General features: G+C 32.6%; 16 protein-coding genes and 4 pseudogenes. 10 read left to right on the top strand and 10 right to left on the bottom strand.

The window, feature by feature from the left end; translation table 11 throughout:
* Positions 1-96 precede the first annotated feature (96 nt).
* Positions 97-240, bottom strand: a pseudogene (locus tag NSQ69_RS27585) (DNA repair protein); the annotation flags it as partial.
* 163 nt (positions 241-403) lie between these two features.
* Between NSQ69_RS27585 and NSQ69_RS27590 the strand changes: the two are divergent.
* The gene (locus tag NSQ69_RS27590) at positions 404-1,099 is read left to right on the top strand and encodes a hypothetical protein (RefSeq protein ID WP_341099980.1); all 696 of its coding nucleotides are present in this window, start codon (positions 404-406) and stop codon (positions 1,097-1,099) included.
* 142 nt (positions 1,100-1,241) lie between these two features.
* Here the strand turns inward: NSQ69_RS27590 and NSQ69_RS27595 are convergent, their stop codons facing one another.
* Positions 1,242-1,616 (bottom strand): hypothetical protein, encoded by a 375-nt coding sequence (locus NSQ69_RS27595; protein WP_341099981.1) that lies wholly within the window; start codon positions 1,614-1,616, stop codon positions 1,242-1,244.
* 38 nt (positions 1,617-1,654) lie between these two features.
* Positions 1,655-1,876, bottom strand: a complete 222-nt coding sequence (locus NSQ69_RS27600; protein ID WP_328019904.1) for a YolD-like family protein — start codon at positions 1,874-1,876, stop codon at positions 1,655-1,657.
* A 108-nt stretch (positions 1,877-1,984) separates the two neighbouring features.
* Here NSQ69_RS27600 and NSQ69_RS27605 point away from each other — a divergent pair, with 108 nt between their 5' ends.
* The 6 genes and pseudogenes from NSQ69_RS27605 (at position 1,985) to NSQ69_RS27630 (ending at position 7,456) form a co-directional block, all read left to right on the top strand.
* Positions 1,985-2,392 (top strand): gamma-type small acid-soluble spore protein, encoded by a 408-nt coding sequence (locus tag NSQ69_RS27605; RefSeq protein ID WP_215601509.1) that lies wholly within the window; start codon positions 1,985-1,987, stop codon positions 2,390-2,392.
* A 396-nt stretch (positions 2,393-2,788) separates the two neighbouring features.
* A complete protein-coding gene (locus NSQ69_RS27610) occupies positions 2,789-3,430 on the top strand; it encodes a DUF3967 domain-containing protein (RefSeq protein WP_016119526.1) in 642 nt (213 codons plus the stop codon).
* A 711-nt stretch (positions 3,431-4,141) separates the two neighbouring features.
* Positions 4,142-4,402 (top strand): annotated as a pseudogene (locus NSQ69_RS27615) (peptide ABC transporter substrate-binding protein); the annotation flags it as partial.
* 388 nt (positions 4,403-4,790) lie between these two features.
* Complete coding sequence (locus tag NSQ69_RS27620) at positions 4,791-5,060, top strand: hypothetical protein (protein WP_341099982.1); 270 nt, start codon at positions 4,791-4,793, stop codon at positions 5,058-5,060.
* A gap of 116 nt (positions 5,061-5,176) precedes the next feature.
* Positions 5,177-6,267: pseudogene (locus NSQ69_RS27625) on the top strand (tetratricopeptide repeat-containing glycosyltransferase family 2 protein).
* Positions 6,268-6,883: 616 nt separating this feature from the next.
* A complete protein-coding gene (locus NSQ69_RS27630; RefSeq protein WP_341099983.1) occupies positions 6,884-7,456 on the top strand; it encodes a hypothetical protein in 573 nt (190 codons plus the stop codon).
* A gap of 783 nt (positions 7,457-8,239) precedes the next feature.
* Here NSQ69_RS27630 and NSQ69_RS27635 read toward each other — a convergent pair.
* Together NSQ69_RS27635 and NSQ69_RS27640 are read right to left on the bottom strand one after the other, a co-directional pair.
* Positions 8,240-8,662 carry a DUF1801 domain-containing protein gene (locus tag NSQ69_RS27635; protein ID WP_257144553.1) on the bottom strand — a complete coding sequence of 141 codons (423 nt, stop codon included), beginning with the start codon at positions 8,660-8,662 and terminating at the stop codon, positions 8,240-8,242.
* Between the two features lie 54 nt (positions 8,663-8,716).
* Positions 8,717-8,971: pseudogene (locus tag NSQ69_RS27640) on the bottom strand (YolD-like family protein); the annotation flags it as partial.
* Positions 8,972-10,139: 1,168 nt separating this feature from the next.
* Here NSQ69_RS27640 and NSQ69_RS27645 point away from each other — a divergent pair.
* The 3 genes from NSQ69_RS27645 (at position 10,140) to NSQ69_RS27655 (ending at position 13,882) form a co-directional block, all read left to right on the top strand.
* A complete protein-coding gene (locus tag NSQ69_RS27645; protein ID WP_328019914.1) occupies positions 10,140-10,661 on the top strand; it encodes a MerR family transcriptional regulator in 522 nt (173 codons plus the stop codon).
* Between the two features lie 571 nt (positions 10,662-11,232).
* Positions 11,233-12,870, top strand: coding sequence for a peptide ABC transporter substrate-binding protein (locus tag NSQ69_RS27650; RefSeq protein ID WP_328019915.1), 1,638 nt, complete (start codon positions 11,233-11,235; stop codon positions 12,868-12,870).
* Positions 12,871-13,048: 178 nt separating this feature from the next.
* Entirely contained in the window at positions 13,049-13,882 is an 834-nt protein-coding gene (locus NSQ69_RS27655) for a DUF5677 domain-containing protein (RefSeq protein WP_328019917.1), read from the top strand.
* Between the two features lie 610 nt (positions 13,883-14,492).
* On the opposite strand, the gene NSQ69_RS27660 is transcribed toward NSQ69_RS27655, so the two are convergent.
* From NSQ69_RS27660 to prgP, 5 genes are all read right to left on the bottom strand, one after another.
* Positions 14,493-14,669: a hypothetical protein gene (locus NSQ69_RS27660; protein ID WP_198948348.1), complete on the bottom strand. Its 177-nt coding sequence runs from the start codon at positions 14,667-14,669 to the stop codon at positions 14,493-14,495.
* A gap of 559 nt (positions 14,670-15,228) precedes the next feature.
* Positions 15,229-15,558, bottom strand: coding sequence for a hypothetical protein (locus NSQ69_RS27665; protein WP_341099986.1), 330 nt, complete (start codon positions 15,556-15,558; stop codon positions 15,229-15,231).
* A gap of 15 nt (positions 15,559-15,573) precedes the next feature.
* Entirely contained in the window at positions 15,574-15,807 is a 234-nt protein-coding gene (locus tag NSQ69_RS27670; protein ID WP_048516945.1) for a hypothetical protein, read from the bottom strand.
* A gap of 131 nt (positions 15,808-15,938) precedes the next feature.
* A complete protein-coding gene (locus NSQ69_RS27675) occupies positions 15,939-16,262 on the bottom strand; it encodes a hypothetical protein (RefSeq protein WP_000052609.1) in 324 nt (107 codons plus the stop codon).
* Positions 16,225-17,151: a ParA superfamily DNA segregation protein PrgP gene (gene prgP / locus NSQ69_RS27680; RefSeq protein ID WP_000715265.1), complete on the bottom strand. Its 927-nt coding sequence runs from the start codon at positions 17,149-17,151 to the stop codon at positions 16,225-16,227. The genes NSQ69_RS27675 and prgP overlap by 38 nt, the downstream gene beginning before the upstream one ends.
* Positions 17,152-18,006: the final 855 nt, after the last annotated feature.

Raw genomic sequence — 18,006 nt, forward strand, 5'->3', positions numbered from 1 at the left:
GGCAAATATTTCGCTTTCAGCTCCTCGTGATGCTACTCCTATAAACGTGTTTATGTATTTAGCTGTGGCGCTATGCGTGTAGGAAATCCTTCGTCAAATGCTGGTTTTCCAAGACTTTTTGCGTATTCCATCTATTACTTTCGCTAAATTCATTTCTTGTTCTTACTGTGTTACGTTATCAAAAAGAGAAACTTGTTCCAACCCTTCCTGGATTAAATTCGTTAGAGAAATGTGTATGCTGAGACTGACCCATATTCGGAATTTGGTCTATTATTATCAAATTCTCCTTTTAGTAAGTTCCCCAATTTATACTCGTTTATACCCATTTAAATTTAGACAAGTACCTAACTAACCTTGTTTACCATATATTGCTTTCAAAAATAGAAGTATAGGAGGAATTATCATGCTAATTAAAACATATAGCTCATATATAATTCCATGTGGTCAATTTAGTAATTACTCTCCACAATATTTATCTAGATTTCCCCCTTTGTATCCATTATCTTATCCAGAGTGTCATTATGATTATTATAGTAATTGGAATTACGAATACACTGGAACGTCAATACATGATATTCATAATTCTGAATTGGAACGAATGAGTTTGCTGAGCAGTGGATTAGAACATTTAGGGCAGGAGGATCATGCAGTGCATCATCCTCCTGTGTGTCACGGTCATACTGGATACCTGACAAATAAGTTTGACTTAGAACTCAAAATTGAAAATGGCGGTTGGGTTACAGCTTGGGCAAATGACATTGCAGAAAAAGATGTATTACAGGGAGTATCTGTATTTAGTGCTAATCCAAGTGCCTTCTTGTACTGGATAAATAACTTAGTAAATCGTACTATTTCATCATTACAAATTGATGAACAACACAAGTTCACGGCTGAGATGAGGAGAGTAGCTAATGAAATAGCTGCAGATGTTATTAGACGAGCAATTCAAGGGGAAATTCCATTAGAAACCTTTAAACAATTTGATACATTTGACTTTAAAGCAGGGGCAATAAGATATTCTGGTAGAAATATGTTATGTGGTAATACAGTATCTACTACTTGGGGAATGAAGCCTTATATTGCTCTTAGAGTGCGCTAAATTTATAAACCTGAAGATAAACAAAGGGGAGAATTGATCCTAACAGTGGAAGCAATGAATGTGTTTGTTCCTATAAATAATATAGAGAATTGATGTTTATATAACTGAAGAAAGAAGGGGCTCAAATTGAGCCCCTTCTTTTTTATTTAAATTCTACATGAAATTTAGTGTCAATGATTCCAAAAGCAACTTTACATGGCAACGGATTTTTTCCTGCTGAAGCAGCACGCATACAAGAAAGCACCCAATATTCCAGTTCTAAAGGTAAGCGGTATGCTTGAATACTACTATCATTGTTTTTTACTGTTACGATCGGTGTATTTACCCTAGTTGTAACAAAACCGTCCGTTGATATTATTGCTACTGCATCATTAGTATGAAAACCGGCGCTTAAAATTTCATAAAGCTTTCCATCTTTCTCATTGATAATCATAGGAATACTTAAATAGGGATAGTTATTTATATCATTATGAATAACTGTTCTTCCTGTATTCTTTCTTATCTGATTCCCTTGCATTTTATACACTCCTTTATAACAATCTACTTAAATCTATTCTATTTTACGTCTGTTATGTTAGAAAATTGTAGAGTCATCTTATTATAAAAAGCATCGGTACATATGACAGCGGTATTTAGTGAATCGAGATCAATATCAACAACAGTCATATAACTAGATAGTAAATAACCATCTTTATAATATGTAATTAATACTTCTTCTTCTTTCCATTTATTTCTTAAAAGCATGGTTAGTTCAGCCATATCTCGTCCTATATACATAATTTCATCTCTATAATATGTAGTTTGAATGAAGATTAAAATAATATGCGGCAATTTAAAAAATATAATTAAGAATAGCTTTTAAATGGGTTGGTTATATTATTGATTGTGGAGGTGAGAAAGATGAACAAAAAACAACAAGGTTACAATAAGGCAACTTCTGGCGCTAGCATCCAAAGCACAAATGCTAGCTATGGTACAGAATTCGCAACTGAAACAAATGTACAAGCAGTAAAACAAGCGAATGCAAAAGCAGAGGCACAGAAAGCCCAAGCTTCAGGTGCACAAAGTGCAAATGCTAGTTATGGTACAGAATTTGCAACTGAAACAGATGTGCATGCAGTGAAACAAGCGAATGCAAAAGCAGAGGCACAGAAAGCCCAAGCTTCAGGTGCACAAAGTGCAAATGCTAGTTATGGTACAGAATTTGCAACTGAAACAGATGTGCATGCAGTGAAAAAACAAAATGCACAATCAGCTGCAAAAAAATCACAATCTTCTAGCTCTAATCAATAATGAAGGGAAAACACTTCTCTATCTTAAGAGAAGTGTTTTCTCAGGCTGTGAAGAAAGTCTTCTCTACAGCCTATTTTTGTGTCTGAACAAATACATAATGTATCACTAGCAACTTTAGATGATGAGTTTGCCACGGTTTTAAAAACTAAAAAATTGATTAAAAAGTTGTAGTTAGTTGAAACAATACAATCTTAAGATGTTTGTTTTAACAGTACATGATATACACATCTTGGAGATAACCGGTTCGTTTTAAAAGGTTTTACTTAACTATAGCGCTATGTGGCTGTGCATAATTTTGACAAAACATTACAAAGACTGTGCGAGCTTCGTCGATGGATTTCAAGAGGTATTAGCCCTTTGATATGGAATTTTCATTATAGGAGGTGGCGTAGCGCTATGTCAGAAGCAGAGATAGTATATACCAGCAATGAAGTCTATAGTCGTTTAGGAGTAAGTGGCAGCACACTTAGAAAGTATTCGGATGTTCTTGAACGTGAAGGGTATGATGTAAGAAAGAATAGTCGAGGGAGAAGGGAATATACAGAGTTTGATGTTTTGCTTATTGAACAGTTAGTAGAGTTGAGTAAGCAAGATGGTATGACTTTAGAAAAAGCTGCGAAAATGATTGCGAAGCAGTTTGGAATTGATAATAAGAAAGAGGAATCCCAGGGGACAGATCCAGTTCCCTATCAGATGCAGTATCAATTCCAGCAACAATATAGCGCTATGATAGAAGAAATTAATAAGGTGCATCAAGCAAACCTATTAGAAATGGAAAAGAGACTAGGTGATCGTATAGATCAAAAGAACAAATTGATAGAAGAGGATATAAAAGAAAGAAATAGATTGATAGAGGAAGATATGAAAGATCGTAAGGAACGTGAAGAAAGGATAGAAAAAAGGTTAGAGCTAAGAGATGATAATCTTATGAAGATGGTCAGAGAGATTCAAGATGCTAAACGTACTATTGTATCAGCCCAGGAAGAAATAGCGGCAGCCAGGTCAAAAAAAAATTCTTGGTGGATGTTTTGGAAATGAGTACATTCATCAATGGATGTACTCCGAATTTTAATTTGAATTATGACTACAAATAAGAAGAAACCACTTTGATTAATCTTTTTTACAAAATGGTTTCTTCTTATTTTATCTAAAACTTGCCACACCATCTAAGGTTTCAGGACTAATAGTAACGGATATAGCTCTACATGTGGCACCTTTTTTGCTAAGAGCTACTATGGTAACTCCACTAGAGGACACGTCATGAATGAATACACGAGTTCCACCAGATATTGATATTCCGCCACCAACATCAGGTATTGTGTTGGGTACAGTAAAAAAATCACCGATCAGAGTGGTGAAATCAGTTCTAAATGTATCGGGATATTGTTGATTGTATGGATGTTGTCGGTTGTATGGATACTGGTATGGCTGTTGAGTTGGATAAGGATTATAATACATAATTTTACAACATCTTTTCTGAGTTTGAATTTTTCATTATAGTTACCTATATGTTCTTAATATTTGTTTGTGTATGGGTCAATATCTTGTTGGAAGAATAATTATTTTAAATGGAGGATTGATAGAAAGTATAAAAGTATAAATTTGTATTTAGGCCTGAACATCACAATAATGATTTTTTTACGGTTTATAATTTCACATACCGCATTAAAAATAAATTTTAGTGATTAACACAATAATCTCTAGAGTGCTACTTTTTTAATGGTAAATTAATAAGAGGTTTATTATTTAGATGCAACATATAACTTTGATAAGTATTCAAATAAGCAATATGATGAACTAATTTATAAAGTAAAAACCGATTTAGCTGATGATGAAAAGGCACGTTGGGAAGCAATGAAACAAGCAGAGAAAATATTATTAGAAGATGGAGCAGTAGCGCCGATCTACCAACAAGGAAGATCATATTTACAACGTTCTTTTGTCAAAGGTATTGTGACCAACGATTTTGGTGGAGAATTTAACTATAAATGGGCTAAAGTTAAAAGATAGATGGGTAAATTTGAAGTATGATGAAGAAAAGGAATAGGCAAAAAAGGAGTCGATATCCGAATCCTTTTAGTTATAAATAATGTGGAGTTAGAGTATAATTTTATATGGGTATATGGTATTAGATGAACGATTTATCCTTTAATGGTGATTAATGAGGGATTGTGGGAGGGGCTTACAGCCCTTTTTTTTATGGTATTCCATAAGCTTTCTTATATAATTAGATGCAGTTTGTATCGAGCAAATTGTTAAATATTGATCTAAGTAATTATAAATTTGAAGCAAAGCTCAAAGTACTTTATCATTCTAATCAATGAACATAATGTAGATTAGTAACAGGTTGTTTCTGTTTTTAAGCATAGAATATGATGAATTCTATTATTATTTTAAAGTGCCTTATGGATCAAGTGATAGTGCTTTTGAAGATCCAACGCATGTGAGACAATATTTTTTACATTCTTTTGATTATTTTTGCCAACCTTGTTATTGGCGTGCAGATTATGGGTATAGAGGCGATTGGTTAATTGAAAAAATTATAATCATTGTAGATGCAAACAAATATCAAGGGAAAACTGGGACAGAGATATTAGATGATGTAAATAAGTACCGGAATATTGTTCTTGAAATGATAGTTGAACTACGAGCTATAAAACCAATTTGAGAACCACAACGTGAACTACTTACAGCCTCACCTATTGAGATTCGTTTAGGTACTACGTTTTAGGTGGAAAATCTAAATTCAAATAAAATAAAGATATCTATAACAGAGGTGCTCAGATGATTACAATTAGTTTATGTATGATTGTAAAAAATGAAGTTGAAACACTTAATAGATGTTTAGAATCAGTTAAAGACATCCCTGATGAGATTATTATTGTAGATACAGGCTCAACAGATCAAACGAAACAAATAGCTAGTAAATGGACGAAACAAATTTTAGATTTTAAATGGATAGATGATTTCTCAGCAGCTCGAAATTATTCTTTCCATCAAGCTTCAATGGACTACATTTTATGGTTAGACGCTGATGATATACTTTTACCAGAAGAACGTAAAAAGCTACTTGATTTAAAACAATCACTCACTCAAAAAATTGATGCAGTTTCCATGATTTATCATGCGGAAATTGATAAATTCAATAATGTTTTAACCAGCATTCGCCGCAATAGATTAGTTAAAAGAAGTAAAAATTTTCAATGGCACGGCGTTGTTCATGAAGATCTAAGTATTCATGAACAGTATAATTCTCTCGAAAGTGACATTATAGTCACCCATAAAAAAATTATGCCGATAATGAATCAGATCGAAATCTCAAACTATATGAACAATTTTTGAAAAAAAATAAAGGTAAGATGACAGTTCACGATATATTTCATTATGCTAGAGAATTACATAAACATAAAAAATATAAACAAGCCATTGAATTTTATAACAAGTTCTTAGACTACGAAGATATCCAATTAGAATACAGGCTTTTTATTATGCATAAATTAGCTAGTTGTTATCATCTAATCGGAAATTTTAAAAAAGAAATAGAAATCACATTTCAGTCTTTAGAATACGATGTTCCTCAACCGGAATTTAGCTGTCGCCTAGGTGAATTTTTTCTTAAGAATAATCAGTTTTCTCAAGCTGCCTATTGGTATAATCAAGCTATAGAAGCACCTTCAGCTAATTCTGCTCATTTCATTGAACAACAACCCTTTAAAACTTGGTTACCGCATAAACAATTAGCATTTTGCTACTTTCAGCTAAAAGACTATAAACAGACTTATCATCATAATAAAATGGTTCTTCGTTTCTTACCAACTGATGAGGAGACCCTTAATAATATTAAAGTAATTGAGGAGTTAAAAATGACTGATTAACAATCATAGGATATTTATTCATCTGTAAAATAAATTTTTTAGAATGATGTAAACATCTGGAAGATAGGGAGAATTATTATGATCTTAGAAGCAAATCTAGTTATTTTAACAATTCGTGAAATTCGTGCAATCGACTCATATGTACGCTGCCAGGAATCTTATGAAAGTTAAGCCTTACGAATGTTAAAGCTTAATCGTTTCAATTCAAAACCAATTCATGGAGTAAGAAAAGGAAACCATTATTACTAAGCTATTGAAGAGATTCAAGAAGTATGTAGGTATTATCAAGAGAATTACCTATTAGTTTTTTCAAAAAGAAGAATATAAAATTTCAATGATTTACTAGATAAAGCCTTTCATTATTGCGAAGAACATGCAAACAGTTTTACAAGAATTATCACTCGATACTAATAACCAAAATAGAAAGAGAAAGCTCATAAAGCTATCTCTTTTTTCCTTTAATCCAAATTTACTTGTTTATGTTGATTTGAAATAAAGTTTGATTAAAACTCATTTAGAAGTCTTTAATTGCAAGTGACAGAGTATCGCAACTTTTTTATAAATGTTGTAACCTTTATAGATTCAATAGGATATAGTACAATCTTTTTTGTTTTTCATGAATAAATTATATAGAATTATATATTCGAATCTAGAAAGGGTGGTTACAATAGGAAGCTATTATGATAGAAAATACAAATATTATAAGAGTTCATCTTGTGGTGAAGGCGATGACAAGTACTATAAAGGTTCATCTTGCCATAGCCATAATAAAGAATCTATCGAATTTCAATATGATGAAAGATTAATTACTACTCCCATACTCGTTCCTCCTGCACCAGCAGCGCCACTTCAAATTTTAACAGTAAATTTTGATAAAATAAATACGGGGGACCGTGTATGGCTGAGTGGTATCGTCAGTCTAAATAATAATAATAATGTATTTTCAACAGTTACATTAACTATTACAAGAATATCTCCATTATCAGGAACACCTCAGGTCATTTATACACAAGTATTTGAAATTGATAATGAGGGTGATGATGATCAAATCCAAACTCCTTTTTCACATGTAGATGTTCCAACAACTCAACTTTTTGATGTTAGATACCAAGTTCGAGTAACTGTAGGAAATCCTAATTTATTTGTACAAGGAGTAAATACTCTAACAGCTCTTAGATTTAGTCGTTAATAATGAAATAAAAAGAAGCTTTGTCGAAGAATATTCAACATAGCTTCTTTTTTATAATCAACCATTGTCTTATATGGATATAATTGGTGCATTTACTCTAGTTGTAGCGAAACCGCCCGTTGTTAATTGCTACTGCATTGTTAATATGAAGACCAGCGCATAAATTATTGCTGATATGCCATCTTAGATAATAGGCATAATTAATTAGAACACATTAATACGAAATGTTCATAAAATCATACTTAATATCATTTATATAATGTTAACAAAATCCTTATTTCATAACAAGTGAAAAAGAGCATGTATATAAGCATGCTCTTTGACAAGAAAGGTAGTTTTCTATGAAAGGGGAACCTTCATACAATAACATATGCTTGTCCAGTTAAAAGGTGAAGAAAATTCTTTGACAAAATCTTTATTTAATTAAAAGAGCACCATGCACCAGTGCTCTTTAAGATAGGAGGTAACTCTCTGAGCGGAAAGTCTAGGCTAGAAATATATGATGTGAAAAAGAAAAAAGAACAAAAATTTTTATTATTTTAATACAAAAAAGCAGCTAGCAAAAGCTAACTGCCTCCAACAGGGATGTAACTCTAGATGTAGTTATAGTATGAACGGAATATTGAGTTTTATTCAGAAGGGAACTTATAGCTTTTCGTTTGAACTTAATCTATATCCCACAAACAAATAGAGGGAAATCGATAAAGTCAGAACCTTAAAGTATTTTGGAATCAAATGGAATTAGCCCAACTGTTCACGGTTCCTTAAAATCACGTAATAACTTTATTCGTTCGGATAAAGATTCTGATATGTTTCTACTGTCTGTTTAATTAAATCCTTTAAAACATCGATATCGATATCAGCTAATTTATTAACATAAATACAAGCCTTACTCTTCGTGTGCTTACCAAATTTCACTAATAATTTTTCTCTTTCTTCACTTTCATAGGTCAAATAAAGACTAATTTTCGCCTTTCTTGGTGAAAACCCCACTAAAGGTGCATCCCCTTCACGTCCTGATGCATACTTATAGTGATAGCAACCAAAGCCTATAATACTAGGACCCCACATTTTTGCGTCGTAACCAGTTACTTCTTCAAAAATTTCTAATAACTGATAGGCATCTGCCTTCTTCTTCTCATTTTCCACACTTTCAATAAATTCAATTACACTATTTTCAGTTTCTTTCATCTTCGGTTCATACATATATGCACCCTCCCATTCTCTGAATAAATTTATCTTAACATAAAACTTAAACCCGGTATTCAAACTAAATGCATCCGTACAATATATAGTTCTTGTCATCGGCTCGATATGTAATATATTTATGTACATGTCGTGGACCATCCCGTCACGATAGTATGAAATCAATATTTTCTCTTTGTTTTGTAGTAATTGCACAAGCCCTATTTGTAGTTGTTCTTTCATATCTTCAGTTACAATTGGTTTTGGTACTTTATTCAAATAATTCAGCATTTCTCTAATTCTTTCGTATTGTTCCGGCATACTGGCCATTCGTTATCAAGACCTAAATCGTAAAACGCCATAAAAAATAAGGGATGATACATATTATACATGACTAATTCATGGTCAACAGCATCCAATATGGTATGACAGGGCTGGAAGTGCTATGAGCACAGTTGGGCATTATTAATAAGAGCCCAATAAAAAAATTCTCTTGGATGCAAGAGGATTTTTTTATTGGGAATAGTAAGGGGAAGGGTGAGGGGAGGTGCATTACATATGGGAAAAGGTAGAAGTAATAATGCTGGTAAAAAGCAACCGAAATTCGATGATTTATCAAATTTCGCTAAACAAAGCCAACCGACAGAAAAGAAGAAGAAATAAGAAAAGGAGTTCTCTTGATAAAGAGAACTCCTTTTTAAGGTATATTGACATTTCAGCACAACATATCGATCGCTCAACCAAATATTCATAAGTGCCAAGCGTGAACTACTCGCCACTTAGCAAAGCTTGAAGTGGGAGCTTCTCAGTTCCACGACGAAAGTAACCTTTCGTCTCCCTGAGCGTTACTTCGGGGTGTTCCACCCCTAGATGTCCAACGCTTGGACGCTCTTTTGGTACGGTTGATATTTTACGCGGGAACCGAATGGCTTGGTTTTCGCACTCTATTTTCTTCCTGCAACCTCATATATCAAGTTATCAAAGAGCTTCATATAGCTAGTTTATCAAAAGTTTTTGGCTATGCCAAACCGAAATTCATCTCCTACCTACCGTTGGGCTATGCCCTTCACACGCTTGAGGAAGGAGAATTCTTTCGGGGAATTCGTTAAATTCGTGTGGAGAATGGCATCAAATTTAATATTATTGTCCTGCTTTTTCTAATGCTTCTTGACCTCATGTAAAATGACAATACTCCATTAATTTTTTCTTTCTTCCCTGTGTCTTTTTCATAATTTAAATATCCCCCTTTTAGATAGCTGCATAGCCCAATAAAAGCCTACTTTGCGTATTATAAGAATTTTTTCCGTATATTCTAAGAGTAATTTTTCGAAAGATATAATTTTTTGGGGGACAAATAATTTCACGGAAGATTTCTTGTGATTTAACCCCCCTCTATTCCGACAAAAACCAGCAAAGACAGTACGAGCCTCGTCGATTTATTCTTGAAAGTTTTAGGTTATATGTATTGAATTTTTCTTATAGGGGGTGGGATGACGCTATGGCAGGAATGGAAATAGTGTACACCGCAAATGAGGTATATGGTCGGTTAGGAGTAAGTAGCAGTACCCTTAGAAAATACTCGGACGTTCTTGAACGAGAAGGGTATGAGGTACGGAAGAATAGTCGGGGAAGAAGAGATTATACAGAGTTTGATGTGGTATTTCGTCAGCCCTTAGTAGAGCTAAGTAAAGAGGATGGCATGACCTTAGAAAAGGCTGCTAAATTGATTGTAAAGGAGTATGGCATCGTTAATAAGAAAGAAGAAACTGAAGAAGCAAATCCGATGCCGTATCATGTGCAGTATCAACTTCACCAACAATATAGCGCTATGGTAGCGGAACTTAATAGGGTGCAGCAAGCAAATCTATTAGAAATGGAAAACAGATTAAGTGATTACATGGATCAACGGAATACATTAATGGAGGAAGATATGAGGAATCGCAAGGAACATGAGGGAAGACTCGAAAAAAGATTAGAGCGAAGAGATGTAAACCTTATGAAAATGATTAGAGAAATTTAAGACGCAAAACGAATGATTGAAGAAGTGGCAGCGGCGAAAGAGAAAAAGTTTTGGGGATGAGTACACTCTTAATCGGGTGTACTTTCATTTTTGCAAGAGGAATTTAAATATGAGTTATTTTTTGTTCGATTAATAATTTCACATACAGTAAGGGTAGTTAAATATAATCTAAGACCAAAAAGAGTATGGAAACTGGAATTTAAAATAATTTTATAGGAATTTCATTTAAGGGGTCTAATAAGTCGGTATTGTGATTTTTTGTCTTTTTGGTGTTATTGTATCAATTGTAGTCGTACATGCTTTTAAAATGGAAAATAAAGAGCCGTTTTTCAGAAGAGGGCTTAAAAATATCATTACAAAACAATGTATAGTAAAAATCTTTATAATTTTGGATTTGTATATTAAAATTTACAATTTGTCCAATTGACATGCCCATCTTTGGGTGCTACGTTTTAAACTGGCGACAGATTTACGAGGTTTATTACTTAGGGGCAAAGATTGCTTCTTCTAGGCAATATACAACTAGATAATCTAATGCTATGAACCGTACGTAGAGAGGGAGAAAAGAAACATGTTAAAAAAAGTAACGCCTATTATGGCTGCTGTTTTAGGAGCTAGTTTTTTACTTACAGCGTGTAGTAGTGAAAAGAAAGAAAATACAGCAAAGGCAACTGACAAGAATAAAACAAACCAATCTATTCATTTACCGTATATAGCGGAAATCCCAACGATGGATGTTACAAAGGCAACTGACGGTGAATCTATGAACGTAATGAAAAACGTGTTCGAGGGTTTGTATACGTTGGGGGAAGGAAATAAGCCGATACCAGCAGTAGCGAAATCGTATGATGTGAGTGAAGATAAAAAAACATACACATTCCATCTGAGGGATTCAAAATGGTCAAACGGAACACCTGTAACAGCTGAAGACTTCGTGTTTTCTTGGAAAAGAGCCGTGAACCCTGATACAGCGGCAGAATATGCGTTTTTATTCTTTGATATTAAGAATGCAAAGAAAATTAATAGTAAAGAGCTAACTGTAGATCAGCTAGGGGTCAAAGCAGTAGATGATAAAACATTAGAAATACAATTAGAACAGCCTGTTCCTTATTTTATAGATTTGACAACGTTTGCAACGTTCTTACCAATAAACGAGAAGTATTTTGAATCAAAAGGGAAGCAGTATGGTTTAGAAGCAGATCAATTAGTTTATAACGGAGCATTCACATTAGATAATTGGAAGCATGAACAAGGTTTTCAGTTGAAAAAGAATCCGAATTATTGGGATGCTAAAACAGTGAAATTAGACGAAATCAACTTTGATATTGTAAAAGATAAATCAACAGAAATAAATCTATATGAATCAGGTCAAATTGACCGTGTAGGACTAACAGGTGAGTTTGTAGATAAATATAGAAAGAATCCCGACTTCAAGGAACGTTCTGAAGTAACGGTGCAATTCCTACGTATGAATCAAAAGAATGAAGTGTTAAAAAATAAAAATGCTCGTTTGGCGATTAGTCAGGCAATGAATAAAAAAGCCTTTGTTGATACAGTGTTAAACAATGGTTCTCTTCCTGCGTATGGTTTTATACCAACTGATTTTGCTAAAGATTCGGACGGAAAAGACTTCCGAAAAGAAAATGGAACATTAGTAAAAGATGATGTGAAGGTAGCGAAGGAAAACTGGAAGAAGGCAAAGCAAGAACTTGGGAAAGAGCAGGTAACACTAGAATTACTTACAAGTGACAATGTGTTTGCCAAGAAGAATGCGGATTATTTAAAAGGTGAGCTAGAAAAGAATCTAGAGGGATTAACGGTCAATGTTAAGCCGCAGCCACGCAAACAACAAATTCAATTGCTTCTAAATAGTGATTATGATTTAGGTGTTGATGTATGGGGTCCCGATATTCCTGATCCGATTACATTTTTAGATTTATTCACGACAGATAGTACATACAACTTTGATAAGTATTCAAACAAACAATATGATGAATTAATTCATCAAGTGAAAACGAATTTAGCTGGTGATGAAAAAGCACGTTGGGAAGCAATGAAACAAGCTGAGAAAATCTTATTAGAAGATGGAGCGGTCGCACCTTTCTATCAGCAGGGAAGATCATATTTACAACGTTCTTCAGTCAAAGGCATAGTTACAAATGATTTTGGTGGAGAATTCAATTATAAGTGGGCTGAAGCTAAGAAATAAAAAAGATACAAAGATACAAAGATACAAAGATACAAAGATACAAAGATACAAAGATACAAAGATACAAAGATACAAAGATACAAAGATACAAAGATACAAAGATACATGTATCTTAAATTCATAGAGTGATTTTGAGAAGAAAATGCCAGTTTATTTAAGAATAGGGGATATTCTAGATATGAACAATAAATTACCGACTTATACGAAAATTTTTGAAGCAACTCAGAGAAGATTAAAAGCACTGAAAAAAACTTGTTTACGACATAAAGAAATTGACGAAGTAGATACATTAATGTTTTACCTTGTTGGAAATATCAATTTGAGAATAAATACTATTTTTCATCTACTGGAGAATGGTATTACTGATGGAGTCTTACCTTTACAAAGGACATTGTTTGAATTACAAATAGCATTCGACACTTTTGCGAGTGCTGAGGACGAAGATAAAAAGAACTATATTAAGTTTTTTCATAAAAAATACAACTTTGAAACTATTAATAAGTTGAATAAATTTTTTAAAAATGGCAGTGAAGAAATGAAAAACATTGCTACTCCTAAACAAATCGAAGAACTGTCTAAACTTAAGGATGAAGCGTTAAAAGAAATTAAATCAGAACATGTAGAAGTAAGAAGACCAGAATTTAAACAGTGGTATGAGATAGCAAGTGGGAAAAGTTTGACAGATTTGTGTGTTGAACTTCAAGAGATAGGTTATTACCAATGTTATGATGAGCCTTCAAATTGGGTTCATCCGCAAAGGTTAATTGAAAACATGGATTTTGAAACATTTGGTCAGCAAATGCCTTCGCATTTTAATATTTTAATGAAAGGTAACTTATATTGGAGTATTATGAAGCTTTCAGACAATATATCATTTTTAGCAAGCTATTATAATATTATAAAAAGTGATCCGCTATATCAATATGGAACGAAGCTTTATGAACTAGCTGAAGAATTAAGAACTTTAGTAGAAGAAGAGAGCGAAACTACTGGTAGTAGCCCCTTAGAATAGATTCTTTTATAAAAGATACAAAGATACAAAGATACAAAGATACAAAGATACAAAGATACAAAGATACAAAGATACAAAGATATAAAGATTCATGTATCCTAAAACTCAAAGGTATAATAGGTACAAAATGGAGTCCGATTAGGGACTCCATTTTGTATGTTCTCCTATAAGTCTTTTAACATAATCAGCTGCAATTTGTATCAAGCAAATAGTCAAATTATGCCCCCTTTTAGATTAAATTAGTTGCAGCGTATGTAATTTAACAAATCACTGTTGCGACAGAAAAAGAGTCGATCTTTACCCCTCTAAGAGCTTCGGCTCTTTTTTTATGAACAAAGAAGGTACTAAAATTACAAGGCATGTATGTCTTCATTTCTTGTGATAAGAAGTTGCTTGATTCTCGTAATAAGAGGTTGTTCATTTTTGAGACGTGTAATTTGTACAACTTTATTTGTTTTTTTTGATGATTTTGTTATACTTACAGTAGTCACATTGACGTATTGATATATGACTGCAGTAATATTGAAGAGAAAGTTTGTTCATAATAAAAAGAGAGATGTTGGCGCATCTCCCTTGGTAACTGATATCTTAAACAATCGGTTGCTAAATATTATTTGTGTTTTGAACCGTCATTTAGCTTGCAGGCATTGACGGTTCTTTTATTTGGGTAATCTTCATTTTTATCTAACAATTTATATGCAAGTCCAACAAAATATATCTTCAAACCGTCCTGTATAGGATCATGCAATAAATCATTTAAGTAAGTAAATATTTCCGTTATGTCCATCTTCTCACCTCCCCCTCTTTAAATAATCGAGAAAGGATAGCAATCCGACCGTCTAGCAATATCAGCTGATTTTATCATAACATGAAAAACAATAAATATAATAATCTTGATAAATAAAAATTATTTCAGTAATTCTTACAAAATATTTAACTGTCCATATTTAAAATGGTTTTCATTTTCTATTACCGAAAGTAAAGTGCGGTAGGACAAAATTCATATAAGTTTATTTGAAATTTCATTCGGGTATGTATAAAGGGGAATGCTATGTTTCTAAAAGGGATGTGGCTATTAATAGCAAAATAGATAGCAATATTAATATTGCTATCTTTATCTTATAAACCATCAATATTGATAGTTGAGGTGCTCAGCTTAGTATAACATTCTTGGGTACACCTCTAAAAAAGGATACAAAGATACATGTATCTTTGTATCCTAAAAATTTAAAAGTGTAAAAGGTAAAAAATGGAGTCCGATTAGGGACTCCGTTTTAGTTACAAGTGCTGTAGGAATATAGTATAATTCTAGTTGGGTATATTGCGTTAGAGAATCTTCGTATTCTTTAATTGTGATTATAAATGGAGTGTAGAGGTAGGATTCTGCACTCCATTTTCTTATGTTCTCCTACAAGTCTTCTAACATAATCAGATGCAATTTGTACTAAACAAACGGATAGATCCTGATTTAAGTAATTGTAAAGTCGCAGCTGCCTTTTTATATATTCCTGTTGTTTTGGAGAAAAATCTTCAATCATACTTATGACAGTTTCGTATTCAAAAAAGAAGTATTTTTCATTTGCTTCTATAACAAACACATCATTTTTGATCGTGTGATTTTGGAAAAATAATTCAAAGAAAGAAACTTGGCTTTTATTTTCTTTTAGGGCATTCATAATTCACTTCTCCTTTTAAATTAAATTAGTTGCAGCGTATGTAATTAAGCAGATCACTAAAATAATACCAATGAAAGTTGTAAATAGTGCAAGAAATCCAAGAGCAAATCGGTATAAGAAATAAGTACCAAGTGCAATTGCTATTATGAATCCGATTATGAGGGCTAATGTTCCGATTGTATGTAAGGATATTACGTTAAAAAATACTAACCCTATGACAACTAAGGCAATAATAAAAAGGGCTCTCATGGCGCATCTCCTTTTGTAAATTAATTTTAGGATACAAAGATACAAAGATACAAAGATACAAAGATACAAAGATACAAAGATACATGTATCTTTGTATCCTAAAATAAAAAGATACGGCATAATGCGTATCTTTATATATCCTCTTTAGAACTGAGAGTTTGAAGTAGCTTCTGTTCTCTTTCGGTTAATTCGTTTTTTATGAAGTTCTCAAGTAGTTCATCTATTACTTCATATTTTTTTAAGCTTCTTAAAGTACAAATATTTTCAATCAAACTAAATGTATCAGGAGAAACCTTTATATTTTTACGATTTTGCGAACCGACTTGTTTTTTATGTTGGTTTGTTGCATCTGCTATAGTTTGAGAAGAGGGTGTATTATCTTCTACTTTTCTTGTGACATCAGCAGCTTCAGTAATCTTAGGATCTTTGGGTTGTTGTCTCTTTATTAAACTCACCTATATCAATTCCCTTCCCTAACTTAGTAAGTTTGTTATCTACGAAATATTTAGGAGTATATTTGTAGTCTACAATATCTCCTTTAGTTTCAAAGAGATGAATTCTTTCTTCAAGCTCGCAGAATACATCACAGAATAGAGCTAACATTCTCTTATCATGATGATCCTCGAATTGGAACCCAATACGTGGATACCATTCTAGGCGAGCATGATTATTTATTATTGTACTAAAGACATTTTCCTCACCAAAAGTTTCAATAGTATTTTTGACAATCTCATTATGCAATGAACGTTTCTTTTGCAATAATACAGGCAAAATTCCAACTACGTTCATCTTAACAAGATGTCCAAAGTCATCCACTAAAGTTTGTAAATAATCAAAAATCAACCTTTGACTTCCCTCATAAGAAAATTGTTGAGTCTCTTGTACTACTATAACAAAGTCACTTGCTACCATAGCATTATCCACTTTAAGGTCAGTGGAAGGTGGAATATCAATGAATATGTAGTCATAGTCGTATTTAATTTTATCTAGCAACTTTGCAAAATAAAAAGTTCGATCTTCAGTAGTCTTAAAATTTTCAATTAAAAAATCTGTGTACTTTCTCATATCGTAACCGCATGGGATCATATCGAGGTTTTCATGAAGCTTTATAATGCCATCTGATAGATTACCATCTTCTAAACATTTCATTAATGTTTTTTGCATTTCTTCTATTTTGAAGGATTTTGCTAAGAATGTAGTTCCGTTTCCTTGAAGGTCTGTATCAATAAATAAAACTTTCTTATTAAATACTAGAGAAGCTACAAGAGATTCCATACAAGAGTCAGTAGTTTTTCCTACGCCCCCTTTTTGTTGGGCGTTGATTATTACGTGTCCTTTTTTCATAGAGATTCACTCCTTTTTAAATGTAACACAATTGTAATAAAAGATACATGTATCTTTGTATCCTAAAACAATCATAACATATGAGTGGAAACATGAAAAGGATAAATGTATCCTTTTTTATATTTTACTATTTTTTTATAGGAAACCAAAAGATGGTTTTATAATAAATGCTGTTAAATCAACGTTTTATAAGTTATTCAAGAATACAAGAATACAAGGATACAAAGATACAAGGATACAAAGATACAAAGATACAAAGATACAAGGATACAAGGATACAAAGATACATGTATCTTTTCTCTTTTTAGGGGTACATGCTTAATATGTATCTTTTTTTGATATTTACAAATAAAAAAACTTGTTGTAACGTTATAGACAACAAGTTTCTCAACACAATTTGATAATATACATAAAAAATTCGTAAGAATTTGTAGAATATATAAGACACATAAAACATAAAAAACAAATAAAAAAAGAACGGCTGTCTAATTGAGATTTGGACGTCTCAACCAGACAGAGGAAGTAGATTTGCTTGGACACATCTCTACTTCTTGGTGAATACAATTTGCTGGACACATCTTGTATTCCATTTACGTCACTGCTCTATCAGTGAGTAAACTTCCCAAACCGTTCTAGTTAACTATGCTATTGAGATATAAATATCTCTTATTAGTATAGTTAATTAGAGTAGATTTGTAAAGATAGAAACCCTTATTTAAGTGCATCTATAAGCGTATTTAATTATGGATTTTTCTACCTTTTTATACAATTCGGGAAGTCTATTTATTTAGGTGAGCAGTGATATAACTGCTCACCTTTTTTTGTTGTAAAAAGTCAGTGGAAAGGAGGTTCAAC

The organism is Bacillus sp. FSL R10-2201 (assembly GCF_038008665.1).
Lineage (GTDB): Bacteria > Bacillota > Bacilli > Bacillales > Bacillaceae_G > Bacillus_A > Bacillus_A mycoides.